General features: G+C 66.8%; 13 protein-coding genes and 1 rRNA gene. 9 read left to right on the top strand and 5 right to left on the bottom strand.

Annotation, left to right across the window (positions count from 1 at the left end; genetic code table 11):
* Positions 1-399 precede the first annotated feature (399 nt).
* A complete protein-coding gene (locus tag ACQCSU_RS16910; RefSeq protein ID WP_426976416.1) occupies positions 400-579 on the bottom strand; it encodes a hypothetical protein in 180 nt (59 codons plus the stop codon).
* 54 nt (positions 580-633) lie between these two features.
* Here ACQCSU_RS16910 and ACQCSU_RS16905 point away from each other — a divergent pair, with 54 nt between their 5' ends.
* The 3 genes from ACQCSU_RS16905 to ACQCSU_RS16895 all read left to right on the top strand — a co-directional run bounded on the left by ACQCSU_RS16905 (position 634) and on the right by ACQCSU_RS16895 (position 3402).
* Positions 634-1521, top strand: a complete 888-nt coding sequence (locus ACQCSU_RS16905; RefSeq protein ID WP_426976415.1) for an HNH endonuclease — start codon at positions 634-636, stop codon at positions 1519-1521.
* Between the two features lie 203 nt (positions 1522-1724).
* The gene (locus ACQCSU_RS16900; protein WP_426976414.1) at positions 1725-3161 is read left to right on the top strand and encodes a flotillin family protein; all 1437 of its coding nucleotides are present in this window, start codon (positions 1725-1727) and stop codon (positions 3159-3161) included.
* Positions 3154-3402 carry a hypothetical protein gene (locus tag ACQCSU_RS16895; protein ID WP_426976413.1) on the top strand — a complete coding sequence of 83 codons (249 nt, stop codon included), beginning with the start codon at positions 3154-3156 and terminating at the stop codon, positions 3400-3402. Before ACQCSU_RS16900 ends, ACQCSU_RS16895 begins: the two co-directional genes overlap by 8 nt.
* 45 nt (positions 3403-3447) lie before the next feature.
* Here the strand turns inward: ACQCSU_RS16895 and ACQCSU_RS16890 are convergent, their stop codons facing one another.
* Entirely contained in the window at positions 3448-3756 is a 309-nt protein-coding gene (locus ACQCSU_RS16890) for a hypothetical protein (protein WP_426976412.1), read from the bottom strand.
* Between the two features lie 521 nt (positions 3757-4277).
* Between ACQCSU_RS16890 and ACQCSU_RS16885 the strand changes: the two genes are divergently transcribed.
* The 6 genes from ACQCSU_RS16885 (at position 4278) to ACQCSU_RS16860 (ending at position 14520) form a co-directional block, all read left to right on the top strand.
* A complete protein-coding gene (locus tag ACQCSU_RS16885) occupies positions 4278-5015 on the top strand; it encodes a hypothetical protein (RefSeq protein WP_426976411.1) in 738 nt (245 codons plus the stop codon).
* A 196-nt stretch (positions 5016-5211) separates the two neighbouring features.
* Positions 5212-6399, top strand: coding sequence for a glycosyltransferase family 4 protein (locus ACQCSU_RS16880; RefSeq protein WP_426976410.1), 1188 nt, complete (start codon positions 5212-5214; stop codon positions 6397-6399).
* Positions 6396-7790, top strand: a complete 1395-nt coding sequence (locus tag ACQCSU_RS16875) for a UDP-glucose dehydrogenase family protein (protein WP_426976409.1) — start codon at positions 6396-6398, stop codon at positions 7788-7790. The genes ACQCSU_RS16880 and ACQCSU_RS16875 overlap by 4 nt, the downstream gene beginning before the upstream one ends.
* A 197-nt stretch (positions 7791-7987) precedes the next feature.
* A complete protein-coding gene (locus ACQCSU_RS16870) occupies positions 7988-10240 on the top strand; it encodes an EAL domain-containing protein (protein ID WP_426979822.1) in 2253 nt (750 codons plus the stop codon).
* Between the two features lie 162 nt (positions 10241-10402).
* Positions 10403-12538: a putative bifunctional diguanylate cyclase/phosphodiesterase gene (locus ACQCSU_RS16865; protein WP_426976408.1), complete on the top strand. Its 2136-nt coding sequence runs from the start codon at positions 10403-10405 to the stop codon at positions 12536-12538.
* Between the two features lie 116 nt (positions 12539-12654).
* Positions 12655-14520 carry a putative bifunctional diguanylate cyclase/phosphodiesterase gene (locus tag ACQCSU_RS16860; RefSeq protein WP_426976407.1) on the top strand — a complete coding sequence of 622 codons (1866 nt, stop codon included), beginning with the start codon at positions 12655-12657 and terminating at the stop codon, positions 14518-14520.
* 20 nt (positions 14521-14540) lie between these two features.
* Here the strand turns inward: ACQCSU_RS16860 and ACQCSU_RS16855 are convergent, their stop codons facing one another.
* The 3 genes from ACQCSU_RS16855 to rrf all read right to left on the bottom strand — a co-directional run bounded on the left by ACQCSU_RS16855 (position 14541) and on the right by rrf (position 17412).
* Complete coding sequence (locus ACQCSU_RS16855) at positions 14541-15386, bottom strand: SDR family NAD(P)-dependent oxidoreductase (RefSeq protein ID WP_426976406.1); 846 nt, start codon at positions 15384-15386, stop codon at positions 14541-14543.
* Positions 15387-15540: 154 nt separating this feature from the next.
* Positions 15541-17043 (bottom strand): DUF7594 domain-containing protein, encoded by a 1503-nt coding sequence (locus ACQCSU_RS16850; protein WP_426976405.1) that lies wholly within the window; start codon positions 17041-17043, stop codon positions 15541-15543.
* 252 nt (positions 17044-17295) lie between these two features.
* A 5S ribosomal RNA gene (rrf, locus tag ACQCSU_RS16845) occupies positions 17296-17412 on the bottom strand.
* Positions 17413-17566: the final 154 nt, after the last annotated feature.

Here is a 17566-nt window from a genome sequence, read left to right as displayed (position 1 = left end):
TTGTCGCCCTCAGCGAGATCCGAGGCCTCGACGGATCGGCACGAGCGGAGCACATTGCTGTCCGACACGCCCCACCCATGGGAGGGCAATCGGGCGGTCACAACCATGTGTACCGGCGTGGTGCCGGCTCGACGGCGGGCCGACGCCGGAAGAACTGGCCGACCGCTACGGACGCCTTTGCCGCCTCGGGCCGGGGCTTGGGCGAAGTGGCCTGCCCGGGCCGAGCAGACCGGGGTTTTACCGGGTGAAGCCGGGTGCGGCCTTGGTCTGCCGAGTGAACTGCGGTTTGCCGCAATCGGCCGCTAAGCGGCACTGCTTAGCGGCCGATTGTGGCAAACCGCCCACGCCCGAGGATCGCCCACGCCGGAGGGCACACCGTGCCCGCACGGATCGCCGCAACTAAAAGCGGATGAGGGAGTACGGCAGGCTCGGCAGGTTTCCCGCGGTCCACGGGCGCTCCGATTTTTCCGCCGGAACCTGGCCACGGCCGTCGCGGATGACAACCACCACCGTGCCAACGACCGCGAGCAGGACGACCGCTGCCAGGATGATCAGAAAGACTGCAATGGATCCAGTCATGTCCAACACCTCTAGGTTAATTTTACCGCCGTTGACTACTGCGAGAATGGCCAGATGACAGCCATCATTCTGGGGTGGAACCCTGAAAACTGGGACCGCTGGAACTACCCGGCAGCGGTAGCCCAGATCGGGTTGACCGGCCTGCGCGTGGAGCGTTGGGGCGTGGGCCAGCACCGGAACATCCCCGCCGGCGCCGATGCCTGGCTGGTCCTCCAGGGTGGCCACGCCGGCGGAATGATCGGCCACGGCGTGGTCGTCTCGGAGCATCCCGAACCCGCACCCGAGCTGCCTGAGCAGGCCGAGCTGCCGGAGCAGGCGGAGACCGGGACCGGGGAGCTGTCCGTGCTGGTGACTTTCGATGCCCTCCTCCCCCTCGGCGAACAGGTTCCCGCAGCAGTCCTCAAAGAGGCCGTGCCCAAAGTGCCGTGGGATGCGGTCCCCGGTTCCGGCGAATCCCTCGGGCCCAGCGACGAGGCGGCGATCCGGGCGGTCTGGAGCGACTTCGGGCCGCCGCATGGCCCCGATCCCACGCAGCCCGTCCCCGGCACCTACCCGGAAGCCGCGGTCACCCGGGTCCTCGTGAACCGCTACGAGAGAAGCCCGGAGGCCCGGCGCGCCTGCATGGCGCATCATGGCACCAGCTGCGCGGCCTGCGGGTTCTCCTTCGAAGTCGCATACGGAGAGATCGGCAAAGACTTCAGCCACGTCCACCACCTCGTGCCGGCATCCCAGCTGGGCAGCGGCTATCAACTGGATCCGGTCACGGACCTGGTGCCGCTCTGCGCCAACTGCCACGCCATGGCACACCTCGGCGTCGGCACCCCGCGCACGGTGGCCGAGCTGCGCCGGATCATCGGCGGCGCCGGGTTCCTGAGCGGAGGCACCGTCTCGCCCGGGGAACTCGAGGCCCAGCAGGCAGCACGGAAGATGCTGGGAGACTAGCGGCTTGTCCCTTGCAGCCCGTGCCGACAGCAAAAAACCGGCACCGCACTATGGACTTCCCGACGAAGAGCCACACAGACTGTCTACAACAGCTGACTTGGCGGCCCCGCCTTGCGCATTCAAGTCCGGCCGGGTTCTGTCAGCGGCGTCGTGGGGGGGGGGCTTGGCCGGATACCTTTTCCAGCATCGTGAAAGGACCGGATATGCCGGATGTGTCAGCATTCCTTCCGCTTGTCTCCACGCTCATTGGAGCGATCGTCGTCGTCGGCGTTATTTGGATTGCAACAAAACTGATGTGGAAGGTGGCCGAGCCGAATGAGGCCCTCATCATTTCGGGGCTGACCCGGGGAACCCTGGACACCAGGGAGGGCATGGACTTCAAGATCGTCACCGGCAAGGGGGCACTCGTATTGCCGGGGCTGCAGACCGTTCGGACCTTGTCCCTGACGCTGAACGAAACCGAACTCAAAGTCTCCTGCGTGACGTCCCAGGGCATCCAGGTGATCGTCGAAGGCGTGGTCATCTACAAGATCGGCGACGCCCCGCCTTTCATTGCCAACGCCGCACGCCGGTTCCTCGGCCAGCAGCCCAAAATGGAAAGTCAGGTGTACAACGTCTTTGAAGGGCACCTGCGCTCCATCATCGGCAGTATGACGATGGAAGAAATCATCCGCGAGCGAGACAAACTGGCATCGCAAGTCCGCGGCGCCAGCGGTGTTGAAATGGAAAAGCTCGGGCTGGTGGTCGATTCGCTGCAGATCAAGGACCTCCAGGATCCAACGGGCTACATCCAGAACATCGCCAAACCGCATATTGCCCAGGTCAAGATGGAGGCTCGCATCGCCGAGGCCACCAGGAACCGTGAGGCAGCGGAAAAGGAAGCCGAAGCGGAGGCCCTGATCGCCGACGCACAGAGTATCTCGGCGATCCGGCAGTCCGTGGCACAGGCCAACGCCGAACGGGCCAAGGCAAATGCCGCCCAGGCCGGGCCGCTCGCCGATGCGACAGCCCGCCAGCAGGTGGTGGTCCAGGAGACTGAAGTGGCCAAGCTCGAGGCGGACCGTGAGGAGCAAAAGCTGCAGACCACCGTCCGCAAGCCCGCCGATGCCAAGGCCTATGCCAAGCGCACCGATGCCGAAGGCCAGAAGTCGGCCGACATCAGCGCGGCCGAAGCGCTGGCCCGGCGCACGGAACTCGAAGCACAGGTCAACGCCAGGCGTACGGAACTGCAGGCCCAGGCCAACGCCACGGCGGCGGCAGCCGCGGCCGGAGCCACCCGGGTCACCGGCGAAGCGGAGGCGGCGGCCACGAAAGCACGCGGTGATGCCGCTGCCTCCGCCATCAAAGCCAAGGCCTTGGCCGAGGCGGACGGCATCAAGGCACGCGCCGAAGCCCTTGGTACCAACCAGGAGGCCGTCATCTCCCAGCAGCTCGCCGAGAACATGCCCGCCATCGTCGCGGCCGCAGCCGAACCGTTTGCCCATGTCGGGCAGCTCACCGTCCTCAACGGCGGCGAAGGCATCAACCGCATGATCGGCGGGATCCTGGCCCAGGTGGGGGATTACCTTCCGGCCCTCCGATCCGCGCTCCGGAACGGCAAGGAAGCAACCAAACAGCCCCCGAAAAGCCCCGATGCATAAAGACGTTGACCGCAGCCTCACCGGCAGGATCGGACGGGTTACCGGACGCATCGGGCCGGGCACCATCGGAGAAGTCATGCTGCCGTTCCGGGGCGGCACCAGCGCGTTCCACGCCCACCCCTTCGACAAGACCAGTGTCTTCGCAGTCGGCGAGGAGGTCCTGGTCATCTACTACGAGCCGCCGCAAACCCTCTACGTTGATGAACTGCCGGACGTCCTCAAGAAGGGCCCGGGCGGTTGAGAAAAATGTCACCGGTAGGTGAGGAGGCGTAGTCCGCGGCCTGGATCAATGCCCTCGTCCTCCGCCACAAGAAGCAGCAGGGAAGCTGGGTAGCTTTGCCAGCACCGCAACCATGGCTTCGTCCGCCGCCTGGTTGACCAAATCATCCCAGCGCGCCTGGCCGATAGCCGGCAGCCGGGACAGCATCTGCGACACCTGATGGCGGGCGGCCTTCAGCAGGAGTCCGTGCCGCCTGGCCAACGCCTCGTCGCGGCCCGGTCCCGGCGAGCTGAGCAGCTCCACCCAAGTGTCCCGGACTCGTTCCGTCCGCACAGGATCCGCATCCGCCAGCTCGGGGCCATCCAACGAAGCCATCGGCTCACTCCCGCCATCCGGGGTCAGGGCGCGGCCCGAGAATTCGGGCAGCCAGTTCCGGCGGGCAGCCGCGGTCCACCAGATTGAGCAGGGCATGAATGTCCGTCCCGGGCGTTGCTGCCAGCAGGTGCGCCGGACTATCAGGAAATCCTGCCGACCGCAGTAGCCTTCGGCGCCAGGCGACGGTACTGTCCTGGTCCCTGCCACCGGCTTCCGGTGAGTGGATATTCCCATCGGCCGCACCGGCGGCCGGGGGGACAGAGTGATGGTTTCTCATATCCAGTTAGTGTCTGAGGCGTCGGCCGTCTTACCCGGAAAACTGAAGGCATTCCGTGCAGCCCGTACCCGGATCCCCCCGCCCCCAAGATCCGGCGGCCCCTCTCCGGTAAGATCCGCCGTCGAGCCGCTACTAACTTGCCATGGACGTCTTCGCCCAACCGGCACACTTCAGCAGCGTCAGCCATTCCCTGGCCCTCCGGAGGCGCCGGTGTTTCCCCAACGCAAAGACAGGAAGACATGTCATGAGTTACTTCACTTCGCGTCCGCGGCGCCTCTGGAGTGCCGCGCCGCTGGCCGTGCTGGCCTTGCTGACCGGTCTGCTGATCGCCTACTCCCCGGCGCAGGGCCTCCAACCCGCCGCTGGCGCCCAGGAGGTGCCTGTTCTTGCCCTCGCCCACGATCACTCCGCCAGCACTGACGCCAATTCCGGCCACATTCCCGCTTCGCAGACCGCCCTCCGCCAGAGCATGCGCACGCTGTGGGCGCAGCATATGGAGTGGACGCGGCTCGCCGTCGTCGACTTCGCCTCCGGCTCCGCGGGCTTCCCCACTACCGCCTCGCGGCTGCTGCAGAACCAGGTGGACATCGGCAACGCGATCAAGCCGTTCTACGGCAGCGCTGCCGGCGGGCAACTGACCACCCTGCTGAAGGGCCACATCACGGACTTCGTGGCCCTGTTCCAAGCGGCGAAGGCCAATGACCCAGCAGCCCTCAAATCGGCAACCACCGCCGTCTATGCGAACGCCCAGGAGATCGCCGACTTCCTCGCCAAGGCCAACCCGAAGTTCTGGCCGCAGAAGGCGATGCGGGACATGATGAAGGGGCATATTGACCAGACCATCGTGTATGGCGGCAACGAATTGACCGGGAGGTACGCCCACGGCATTGCCGTTTACGACCAGGCCGAGGCACACATGATGATGATGGCGGACGCTCTCAGCGCCGGACTCATCGGCGCCTTCCCCAGCAAGTTCCACTGACGGAACGATTCCGCTGACGGGCCACTGACCCCGTCGCCGCGGTGCCTTCCCCAGCAAGTTCCACTGACGGAAGCCGGGCCACCCGCACCACCGGAAGGGTGGTGCGGGGCTGCCGCGCCCTCCTGTTAACCCACTCTTCCCCCACGCGTCACGCCCACTCCCCCGGCCGGACAGCACGCGCCCCCACCGTGGAGGGGTGAGGATCGCAATCGTGGCCGAATCATTCCTGCCGCTCATGAACGGCGTTACGCATTCCATTCTGCGGGTCCTGGAGCATCTGCAGGAGCGCGGGGACGAGGTGCTGGTGATCGCACCGTCCACGCAGGACGCTGACGTTCCTGCGGAGGTCTGCGGTGCGCATGTCCATCGGCTGCCCTCAGTTCCGCTGGCTGGCTACGCGAATGTGCGGGTGGCGTTGGGCGGTGTCTATCGGGTCAAGCGAATCCTTGCCGACTACGCGCCGGACGTGGTCCACCTGGCGTCCCCGTTCGTGCTCGGCTGGCGTGCGGCGCAGGCCGCGCACCAGATCGGCATCCCCAGCGTGGCCATCTACCAGACCGAGGTCCCCAGCTACGCGGCACGTTACGGCGTTCCCTTCCTGGAGAACTGGGCCTGGAACCGGGTGGAGGACATCCACCTGCTGGCCACCCGCACCTTGGTCCCCTCGACCTTCGCATTCAACCAGCTCCGCGGCCGTGGCATTCCGCGCGTGGACATGTGGCGCCGCGGCGTCGACACCCGGCGGTTCAGCCCGGACAAGCGCGACGGCGGCTGGCGCGCTTCCGTGGCCCCGGACGGCGAGCGCATCATCGGCTACGTGGGCCGGCTCGCCGTCGAGAAGCAGGTGGAAGACCTCGCGGTGCTGGCCGATATTCCCGGAACGCGGCTGGTGGTTGTGGGCGACGGACCGCAACGGCAGGCCCTGCAGGCGGTTTTGCCGCAGGCGGTGTTCACCGGCTTCCTCGGCGGCGAGGACCTGGCACGCGTCGTGGCCTCCTTCGACCTCTTTGTGCATCCGGGCGAGTTGGAGACCTTCTGCCAGACCATCCAGGAGGCCATGGCCTCGGGCGTGCCGGTGGTCGCCACGGGACGCGGCGGACCGCTGGACCTGGTGGAGAACTCCCGGACCGGCTGGCTCTACGAGCCGGGCGATCTCAAGGCACTGCGGGCGAGGGTGGCGGACCTGATGGGCGACGACGCCAAGCGCCGAGCGTTCGCCGCGGCGGCCCACGCTTCGGTCCAGGGCCGGACCTGGTCCGCCCTGGGCGCCGAGCTTGTCCAGCACTACAAAGCCGTCATTTCCGAAACCGCCGGTGATCGAGCTCATCGAGACTCCGAACCCACAACCACTCAGTCCATACCCATTTCAGGAGCAACCCTGTGAAAATTTCCGTGATCGGTTGCGGCTACCTTGGTGCCGTGCACGCCGCCACCCTGGCTTCGATGGGACACACTGTGGTGGGGATCGACGTCGACCCCTCCAAGGTGGAGCAGCTCGGCAGGGGTGTTGCCCCCTTCTTCGAGCCCGGGCTGGACGAGCTCCTGCAGCACGGCCGCGCCACCGGACGGCTCAGCTTCTCGGCGGACATTGCCGACGCGGCCGGCGCGACGCTGCATTTCCTCTGCGTCGGCACGCCGCAGTCCAAGACGTCCGACGGTGCCGACCTCAGCTACCTCGTCGCCGCCACCCGGGCGCTCCTCCCGTACCTGCTGCCGGGTGCCGCCGTCGTGGGCAAGTCCACCGTTCCCGTGGGCACAGTGGACATGCTCCGCGGGGAGCTGTCCACGCGGCCGGACGTGCTGCTTGGCTGGAACCCGGAATTCCTGCGCCAGGGCACGGCGGTCAAGGATTCCCTCGTGCCGGACCGTCTCGTCTACGGCGTCCCCGAGGACAACGCCGTCGCCGTCACCGCCGCCCTTGACGCCGTCTACGAGCCCCTGCTGGCGGCCGGGATCCCGCGGATCGTGTGCAACTTCGCCACGGCGGAACTGATCAAGTCGGCGTCGAACGCGTATCTGGCGACCAAGCTCAGCTTCGTCAACGCCATGGCCGAGCTCTGCGACGCCTCCGGCGCGGACGTGACCCAGCTGGCCGGAGCAATGGGCCTGGACCCGAGGATCGGGAGCCGGTATCTCCACGCCGGCCTGGGCTTCGGCGGCGGCTGCCTGCCCAAGGACATCCGCTCCCTCCGGGTCCAGGCACAGGCCCTCGGCGTGCCGTCGGTGGACCGCTGGATGGACGTGGTGGACTCCGTCAACCAGGACCAGCGCTCCCGCACCGTGGACCTGGCCCGCGAACTGTGCGGAGGCCAGCTCGGCGGCCGCCGGATCACCGTGCTCGGCGCCGCCTTCAAGCCGGACACCAACGACATCCGCGACTCCCCGGCCCTCGACGTCGCCCAGCAGCTCGCCGCTGCCGGCGCGCACGTCACGGCCACGGATCCTGCCGCCATCAACAACGCCTGGCAGCGCTACCCGCAGCTGCGCTTCGAGCCCTCCACCGCCCAGGCGCTGGACGGCGCCGAACTGGTGTTGCTGTTGACCGAATGGGACGAGTACGTCGCGCTCTCCCCCGCCTCCGCCGGAGCGCTCGTTCGACGCCGGACGCTGCTGGACGCCCGCAACGCGCTCGATCCATCCGCGTGGGAGGCGGAAGGCTGGACCGTCCGCAGCCTCGGGCGGGTACCCGGGCGCGGGGCGGGCAGCAGCGTGGCTGCCGACGCCACCGCCGCAGCCGGGCGCCGGATGGTTGCGGCAAGCTCAGCCACCGCCTGAACCAGCGGCCACGCCCGCGTGATCACGCCTTGCGGGAACCACTAACAGTGTCCCTACGAGCCGTTGCGCTGCGTCGTAGCACTGGGCCGTTGCACTGAGTCGTAGCACTGGGCAGCCGCACGGCACCCCTATGATTTCCTGTGGGGAGGACAGTCAATGGCATATCGGTCTCAAATGCACGCTCGGGCGGCCGCGTGATGGCGTCACGGCGCCCGGACGCGCACCACGCCGCCGAGTTCCTGGGCGCACCCGCGTCTCCCGCGGGGTCCAGCGCCGCCCCTTCTTCCAGGGCCGTCCTCGAATCCAGCCCGGACGCCCTCCTGGTGGTTGCCGCGGACGGCGCCATCCGCATGGTCAACGCGGCCACGGAACGCATGTTCGGCTATTCCCGCGCCGAGTTGGTGGGCCAGGACCACCGCATGCTGCTGGCCGAGGGCTTCCGCAGCGGTTTCCAGCGGCTGTTCTTCGCCCTCCGCCGGGATGCCGACGCCGCCGCCCTCCCGCCGGTCGAGGCCTACGGCCTGCGGCGGGACGGCTCGGAATTCCAGGGCGAAATCGCCTGCTCGCTCGTCGCCCCGGAGGACCACCCGGAGGGACACCCGGACGCCCCCGCAGACGCAGCCGCGGATGCGGCCGCCGGTGCAGACGCCGTCTGCATGGCCGTCATGGTCCGGGATATCTCGCACCGGCAGGCAGCGGACGCGGGTCTGCGCGCCGCGATGTCGCTGTTGACGGCCACGCTCGAATCCACCGCGGACGGCATCCTCGTGGTCAGCGGCGAGGGGCAGATAGCGGGCGTCAATAACCAGTTCCTGTCCATGTGGGGTATATCCCGGGAGCTGCTGGCAACCCGGGATGATGATGCCGTGCTGGGCTTCGTCATGGACCAGCTCGTGGACCCGGCCCAGTTCATCGAGAAAGTCACCGCGCTCTACGCCGATCCCGCCGCGGAAAGCCATGACGTCCTGGACTTCCGCGACGGCCGGACCTTTGAACGCTACTCCCGGCCGCAGCTCGTGGCGGAGGAGGTGGTGGGGCGGGTCTGGAGTTTTCGTGACGTCACTCCGGCCAGAATCGCGCAGGACCAGATCACCCAGGCCATGGCCGATCTCGCCGAGCAGGCCGCGCTGCTTAAGTCCCTCGCGTTCCAGGACCCGCTGACCGGGCTGTCCAACCGGCAGCTCTTCAATGACCGCCTCGTCAGCGCGCTGCTGGGGCCGCGCGGAACCGCCGTCGACGTCCTGCTGCTTGACCTGGACGACTTCAAGGAAGTCAATGACATCCTGGGCCACCACGCCGGTGACCAGATGCTGATCGAGGTGGGCCGGCGGCTGCGCGCCTGCGTCCGGCCGCACGACGTCGTAGCACGGCTGGGCGGCGACGAATTTGTCGTCCTGCTCGTCGGCTCACTCGATCCCGAGGCCGCCGCCGCGCGGATCGTCGAATCCTTGAAGGTGCCGCTGTGGATCGACGGAACCATGCTGCGGCCCAGCCTCAGCCTGGGACTGGCCTCGATCAGCGAGGACGCCGTGGACGCCTCCGAGCTGCTGCGTCGCGCGGACGTCGCCATGTACGCGGCGAAGGCCGCAGGCAAGAACCGGTACCTGCGCTTCCGGCCGGAGATGATGACGGCCCTCGTGCGGCGCACCGAGATGGAAGCCGGGCTGCGGCTGGCCGTGGACAGCGGCCAGATCGCCGTGTATTACCAACCCATCCTCTCGGCGGAGCGCGGCGTCGTCGTCAAGGTCGAGGCCTTGGCCCGCTGGGAACGGGACGGCGAAATCGTGCCGCCGCAGCAGTTCATTCCCGCGGCCGAGCGCAGCGGCCTGATCGTCGAGATCGGCACGGAGGTACTGCTGCGCGGCTGCACGGAAATGAAGTCCTGGCTCGCGGAGGATTCCTCGCGGTTCCTGGCCGTCAATGTTTCCGGGGTGCAATTGCAGCACGGCGACTTCGCCGAGCTGGTCCTGGCCGTCACTGAGTCCTGCGGCGTGGATCCGCGGCAGCTGGTCCTGGAGGTCACCGAAAGCGTCTTCTTCGGCGACGACTGCCACGTGATCCGGCAGCTTGTGGCCCTCCGGAAGGCCGGCGTGCGGGTGGCACTGGACGACTTCGGCACCGGCTACTCCTCGCTTGGCCGGCTCCAGGAGCTTCCGGTGGACACCCTGAAGATCGACCAGTCCTTTGTCGCGATGATCCACACCGGCGCAGAGAAGCTTCCCATCCTCACGTCCATGATCAGCATGGCCCACGGACTGGGCCTGACGGTCACGGCGGAGGGCGTGGAGACCGCGGCCCAGGCCGAATACCTGATCAGGCTGGAGTGCGATTCGCTGCAGGGGTTCTTCTTTTCCGCCCCGGAACCGGGGTCCGGACTGGAGCCTGCCATCAGCCGATCGGCAGAGGCTTTCGCCTCGCTCCGCGGGGACCGGGTGCCCGGAAACCGGTAGACCGCCAGGCGTCCGTCCGGACGCCGCAAGAAAAACCAGGTGCCCTGGTGCTGGACTCGGCGCCCGGTAACCCTAAGATCAGTGATACGCATTGTCCACGGCATCCCTGCGGGCACCCGTCATCATGAGTCCGTCAACATTAGTTCGTCACCAACCATCGCTATGGGAGCCGGTATCGCCGTGGGAACTGGGTTCCAAGAGACCCTGCTTGAGCAGGGTCCAGACGCCTTCTTGCTGCTGACCGCGGACGGAACCATCACGTACGTGAATGCCGCCGCGGAGTGCCTGTTTGGCTACAGCCGCGAACAGCTGCTGGGAGTCCCGCACCATATCCTGCTCTCCGGGGACGGGCGCGGAGGATTCCTGCGGGTCTTTGGCCGGCTCGGCCGTGGAAGCCTGGCCGGAAAGCGGCCGTTCGCGGCGGCAGGCCGCCGTCGGGATGGCACCGAAATCGCCCTGGAGATCACCTGCTCGCTCGTGACGTTCGACGCCGGCACGGCCATGGCGGTCGCGGTCCGGGATGCGCGCCACCGGCTGGACACCGATTCCGGCCGGCGTCTTGCCGTCTCGCTGCTGGACGCCACGCTGGAAACCACCGCCGACGGGATTGTGGTGGTGTCCTGTGAAGGGCAGATCACCGGGATCAATGACCAGTGCCTCAAGCTGTGGGGCATGCCGGCGGAGCTGGTGGCGGCCGAGGACCCGCTGGCCCTGGTCTCGTTCATCGCCGATCAGCTGGTCCACCCGGAGTACTTCCTGCAGAAAGTCTCGGCGCTCCATGCGGACCCGCTCATGCAGAGCCAGGACGTGCTGGAGTTCAAGGACGGCCGTACCGTGGAGCTCTACTCGCGTCCGCAGAGGGTCGCGGACGCGGTCGTCGGCCGGATCTGGAACTTCCGGGACATCAGCTCGCGGCAGCGCGCCCAGGACCAAGCCCGGCGCGCGATGGAGGAACTCGCCGAGCAGGCGGACAAGCTCAAGGAGCTGGCCTTCCAGGATCCGCTGACCGGCCTGGCCAACCGGATACTGTTCAACGAACGGGCCGCGGCGGCACTGCTGACGCCGGAACCGGTGCACGTGCTGCTGCTGGACCTGGACGATTTCAAGGAAATCAATGATGTGCTGGGCCACCACGCCGGCGACGAGATGCTGGTGGAGGTCGCCCGGCGGCTGCAGAACTGTGTGGGTCCGCACGGAACCGTCGCACGGCTGGGCGGCGACGAGTTCGTGGTCCTGCTGGTCGGCTGCCGGGACGCCGACGCCGTCGCGCAGCGCGTCGTGAGTCAGCTGAACGCCCCGGTGTCCATCGAGGGCACACTGATGCGGCCGGCCCTGAGCCTGGGCGTGGCCTCGAGGAACGACGACGCAATGACATCCTCGGAGCTGCTCCGGCAGGCGGACCTGGCGATGTACGCGGCCAAGGAAGCCGGCAAGAACTGCTACGTGCACTTCCGGCCGGAGATGCTCGAGGCGCTCCTGGAGCGCACCCAGCTGACCGCCGGCCTGCGCCGGGCAGTGGAACTCGGGCAGATCACCGTGCACTACCAGCCCGTCATCTCCACCGACCGGCTCGAGGTGGTGCAGTTCGAGGCGCTGGCCCGCTGGGAGCGGGGCGGGCAGCTGATGGCCCCGGACGAGTTCATCCAGACGGCGGAACGCAGCGGCCTGATCAGGGACATCGGCGCCGAGGTGCTGCGGCGCAGCTGCAGCGAACTGCAGCCGTGGCTGGCGGAGGACTCCTTCCGGACCCTCGCCGTGAACGTCTCCGGCGTGCAGCTGCAGCACCGAGATTTCGCGGAACGGGCGTTGGACATTGCGGCCTGGAGCGGCGTGGATCCGCACCAGCTGGTGCTGGAAGTGACGGAGAGCGTATTTTTCGACGCCGACACCCACGTCATCGCCCAGCTCTCCAGCCTGCGCGCGGCCGGCATCCGGGTGGCGCTGGACGACTTCGGCACCGGCTACTCCTCCCTGGGCCGGCTGCAGGAGCTCCCGGTGGACGTCGTCAAGATCGACAAGTCTTTTGTGTCCATGCTGCAGACCGGGGTGGAGAAGCTTCCCATCCTGACCTCGATGATCCACATGGCCCGGAGCCTGGGGCTCAAGGTCACGGCGGAGGGCATCGAGACGCCGGCGCAGGCGCGGTACCTGATGGACCACGGATGCGACGCCCTGCAGGGCTTCCTGTTCTCCCGCCCGGTGCCTGAATCCCAGCGGCAACTCGCGGTACGGAACTCCGTTGCGGCCATCGCGGCACTCGAGGGCGTCCCGCTCCCCCTGGTAGCGAACCCCAGGTAGCGAACCCCGGATAGCGTGGCAGCGGGCTCCACCACATATGATTCAGGAAGCGCAGCCCCACCGTGTTCCCGCCCGGTGCCTGCAACCGCATCCGTCACTTGGGGGCAGGCAACATCTTGGAATCTGGATTCGCACACATACTGCTGGAGCACACTCCGGATGCGCTGCTGCTCCTTGCTCCGGACGGATCCATTTCGTTCCTGAATGCTGCCGCGGAGGAGCTCTTCGGCTACCCCCGCGCCCAGCTGCTGGGAGCCGATTCCAGCCTGCTGCTGGCCGAGGCCTCGCGGGAGGATTTCCACGGCGTGCTCGCCGGCCTGGGCGTCACCGGGCGCCGCTCCCGAGAGCCGTTCGCCGGCTCCGGCCGCCGCGCGGACGGGACCGAGCTCCCGGTCGAAATCACCTGTTCCCTGCTCCCCCTCGAGACCACTGCAGGGACCACTGCCGAGACCACCGGCGGGGCAATCGCCCAAAACACCGGCTCTGATTCCAATGGCGCCGGGGCGCAGCCCGCGCGGTCTGTTGCGCTGTCGGTCCGCGGCGCCGGCCACCGCACGGTTGCTGCGTCATCCGACAAGCGCCAGGGCTACGCCGCCGCTGCGGCAGATGCCGCGACGCAACGCCGTCGTACTGCTGCTGCTTCACCGGCGGTTCCCGCGGCGGTTGCCGAGCACGATGACCAGCTCAAGGCCGGAGTGTTGCGGGATCCATTGACCGCGCTGCCCAACGGGACCCTGTTCAACGAGCGCCTGGCCGCCGCGATGCGCCGCCCGGACCCCGTGGACGTGCTGCTGCTGAACCTCGATGACTTGAAGAGCCTCAACGGCATGCTGGGCCGTTCGTCCGCGGATGAGCTCCTCGTGGAGGTGGCAAGCCGGCTGCGCAACTGCGTCCGGCCGCACGACACCGTGGCCCGGCTCGGCGGCGAGGAGTTCGTGGTGCTGCTGACCGAATGCCTCAACGCGGACGCGGTGGCCGCGCGGATTGCCGAGTCCCTGCTTGAGCCGCTGCGCGTGGGCGGTTCCAGGGTGCGGCCAGGCTTGAGCATGGGCCTTGCGTCCAAGACGCCACACACGCAAGACGGCGCGGAGCTGCTGCGGCAGGCCGAAACGGCAATGACGGCGGCAAAGACAGGCGGCCAGCACAGCTGGCTCAGGTTCCGGCCGGAGATGCTGACCACGGCGGCACACCGGGCCGACGGCGGAAAGGGGCTCCGGCGGGCCGTCGAGCTGGGCCAGATCTCGGTCCACTACCAGCCGGTGGTCTCCCCCGGGCTTGGTGCCGTGGTGCAGTTCGAGGCGTTTGCGCGCTGGGAACGGCGCGGCGTCGTGATTCCGCCCAACCAGTTCCTGCCGGTGGCGGAGCAGAGCGGCCTGATCCGGGAGATCGGCGACGAGGTCCTGCGCCGTGCCTGCGCCGAGATCCGCCCCTGGCTGGCCGGCGATGCCGCGTACAGCGTCGCCGTGAACGTCTCCGGCCTGCAGTTCCAGAACCGGGATTTCGGCACGGATGTGCTCGCCATTGTGCGGTCCACCGGCGTGGATCCGCGCCAGCTGATGCTGGAACTGACGGAGAGCGTGTTCTTCGACGCCGATTCGGACGTGCTGCGGCAGCTTCGCCAGCTCCGGGAGGCCGGCGTGCAGATCGCGATGGACGACTTCGGCACCGGCTATTCGTCGCTGGGCCGGCTCAAGGAACTGCCGCTGGACAAGGTCAAGATCGACCGTTCCTTCGTGGCGATGATCAAGACCGGCCAGGAGCAGCTGCCCTTCTTCAACACCATGGTCAACGCCGCCCATGCCCTGGGCCTGCACGTCACGGCCGAGGGCATCGAAACCCCGGCGCAGGCCAAGTACCTGATGGACCGCGGCTGCGACTCCCTGCAGGGCTATCTCTTCGCCAAGCCGGCCCCGGCCAGCGAACTGGCCGGGACCATGGAAAGCGCGCTGACCGCGATCGACAAGGTCGACGCCGCGCGCTGAGTCCAGTGGTTACGCCACGTTTACGCCCGGTGATCGAGCTTGTCGAGATCCTGTGCCAGCATCGCCTCGCTGCGCTCCCAGAGCTGGCGCGCCAGCTCGGCGTCGTACGCATGCCTGTTGGCCTTCGCCAGCGCCCGTTTGGCGTAATAGGCACCCGAGATCCAGTCGTGCCCCGGCATCGCGGTGGCGAGCCATACCAGCGTGTCTGCGCCCTGCTCCGGGCTCAGCAGGAACCGGTTCAGGAAGGTCTTGTACGCGTGCCGCATGGGACTCGTGGACTCGGCCGCAAAGTTGGTGGCGACGACGCCGGGGTGGAAGGCTGCCGTCGTGATGCCCTCGGCGCCGAAGCGGTGGTTCAGCTCGGTGGTGAAGAGGATGTTCGCGAGCTTGCCGGTGCCGTAGGCGCGGTTGATGGAGTAGTTCTGCGCGGAGTCAAGGTCCTCGAGATCCAGCCTGCCGAAGCCGTTGGCGGCGCTGGAGGTGTTGATGACAGTGGCGTTGCTGGCGGTGAGCACGTCCATCAGCTCGGTGGTCAGCAGGAACGGTGCCAAGTGGTTGATCTGGAACGTCTTCTCGTGGCCGTCCAGGGTGAGCTCGCGGCGGCCCATGATCCCGCCGGCGTTGTTGGCGAGGACGTCGATCCGCGGGTACTTGTCCTTCAGCTGCTCGGCGAGCAGCCGAACCTGTGCCAACTCCGCGAAGTCGGCGACGTAATGGTCCGCCCCGATCTCCTTCGCGACCTTCGCGGTCTTCTCCGCGGAACGCCCGACGACGACCACCTGCTCGCCCTGTTTGCTGAGGGTCCGCGCCGCGGACGCGCCGATGCCGTCGCTGGCTCCGGTGATGACAATGGTCCGTGCGGTCATGAAATGTCCTTCGAATGGCGGAGGGTGGCGCTCATACAACGGCCCCCGGCCGGGTAATGTTCCCCGGCCGGGGGCGTGACCCCGGTATTGACCTGAATTCCTGGGCGGCTAATGATGCAGCGGGCTAAATACGCAGCCGTTAAATACGAACCCGCTAGATACGCAGCGGCGACCGGAAACTCAGCGCCGTGCCGGCATTGAGCAATCTAAAACCGATGCCCAGCATCTCTTCGGTTGTCCGCAGTAGCGAGTAGTGGCTATAGGAACCCTGGATAACCGTGCCCGGCACCACGGACGGAGCCACCACGAAATTGGGCACCGGGGTATCTTCGTCGAAAAGCACGAATATCGCGGTTTTCCCCGCTTGATAACTTTGGCTGGCCAGGATGACCGGCAACCACTGGGAAAGCCAGGCGTCACCCGTCGCAATGCTGCAATCGTGCATGTCATTGCAGACATTCGGCACGATGAAGGAGAAATTCGGCAGCGTGTTGTTGGCCAGGTCCCGTGCAAAGTTTCCCGACGCCGGAGTTCCCATCGGCACGTTGTTGGTGGCGCAAGCTGCTCTGTCTCCTGGCCCCTGGTAATACACTTCCGGGTTGTGCCGCTCCGCATACAGGCCCGACGCGCTCAGCCGGCAATTCGAGGGCATGTCTTCCAGATAGCTCTTCTGCGACTGGCCCGAGGCTCTCACCTGGCGGAATATGTTGTCGGCCGTAATCGGCGGCAGACCGCTCGGGCTCGAATCGGACGTGACGCCCTGTGTGCTCCCGGACGTCATGGCCAGGTAGCTCGGCAGCGATGGCAAGCCAGCCCCGGCATCGCTCCACGTGGACACTGAGCCGCACTGCCTGGCAGTTTGCGTCATGTACGGCGCGTTGGCGCTCCCGATGACCTGCGAGTAGGTCTTATTCTCGAAGAGAATCCAGATGACGTGGTCGTATTTTGCCGGCGGCGTCGAGGTCTTGCCGCAGGGGTTCGGGGGCGGTGGCGGGGGCGGTGGCGGGGGCGGAGGCGGAGGTGGTGGCGGCGTGGCGTTCGTGGTGATCGTCAATCGAGGCCGCTGGGTGGCGACCGAAGTCTCCTTGGAGCTGTAGATGACACCGTCGGAGGAGGTGCTGCTGATGCGGAATGAGTACGTCCCGTCACGCTTGATCACGCTGAAGAGATCAAACTCCACAAACGTGTTGTCGCCAACGGCGCCGCGCGAGGCCACTACTGGCGATTCCGCGACGGGCGCGTTGTTGAATGTGATCGTGTTTTCACTCCAGGAGTTGCTAAGGACCCGTCGGAATTGGCCGCCCGAGTTGGACGGATCCGTAGCGAATAGCCTGAGCTTTGCGCCGGTCACGGTGCTGCCCGCGGTGCCAGTTACCGTGAACTTGAGATAGATCATCTCGACCGGCGAATTGTCAGCTTTAAGGCTTGTTGCCGTCCGGAAGTTGATGGTGGGACTGTCGCGCTTCACTACGGCATCCGCCGAAGTGGAAAAGGTCAACGTGGCGGCCTCCGCGGGGCCCGCCATGAGGGAAACTGTGGAGGCCACGAGGAAAAAGATTGATGCCACGGATATCCATCGGTGCCGCGATGTGGTGCGGTTCAGCCGGTGTCTCTTGGTGCTGATCTTCCTTGGGGCGACGTCAGATTCAAGGCTCATCGTGGGGCTCCTAGGTAGGTCCACGCACCCTACGCCCTGGTGGGCGGTAGGAGTTCCAAACCCTAGCCTGCCAAATAGAGCCTCACAATGCTCATGCCCAAAATAGATGGCCATTTAAAGGTATTCCCAAGGTGCCTATCGACCATTCGCATGTGCCAGAACTGCTCACCCGATTCATCAGCGGTTTTGGGGGTTAAATGCGGGAGAGCCTCCAGAGAAGTGTCTGGAGGCTCTCGACCGTGTTTAATGGTTGTCCGGCGGTGACCTACTCTCCCACACCCTCCCGGGTGCAGTACCATCGGCGCTGTGGGTCTTAGCTTCCGGGTTCGGAATGGGACCGGGCGTTTCCCCCACGCTATGACCGCCGTAACCCTTGCTCCCGACCCTCCTGGCCGTGGCCTGTGGGGGTGGGAAATCTGGTGTTACAACTGTGGTGTTGTTATTCAGTTGTCGGTTCCTGGGACAACATGCCGTGTGAACGGGTTTGTTGTCTGGGAACCACATAGTGGACGCAAGCAGTCTT

Source organism: Pseudarthrobacter sp. O4 (assembly GCF_050157025.1).
In the GTDB taxonomy this organism is placed as follows: domain Bacteria; phylum Actinomycetota; class Actinomycetes; order Actinomycetales; family Micrococcaceae; genus Arthrobacter.
This window is presented reverse-complemented; position numbering and strand designations above follow the sequence as displayed.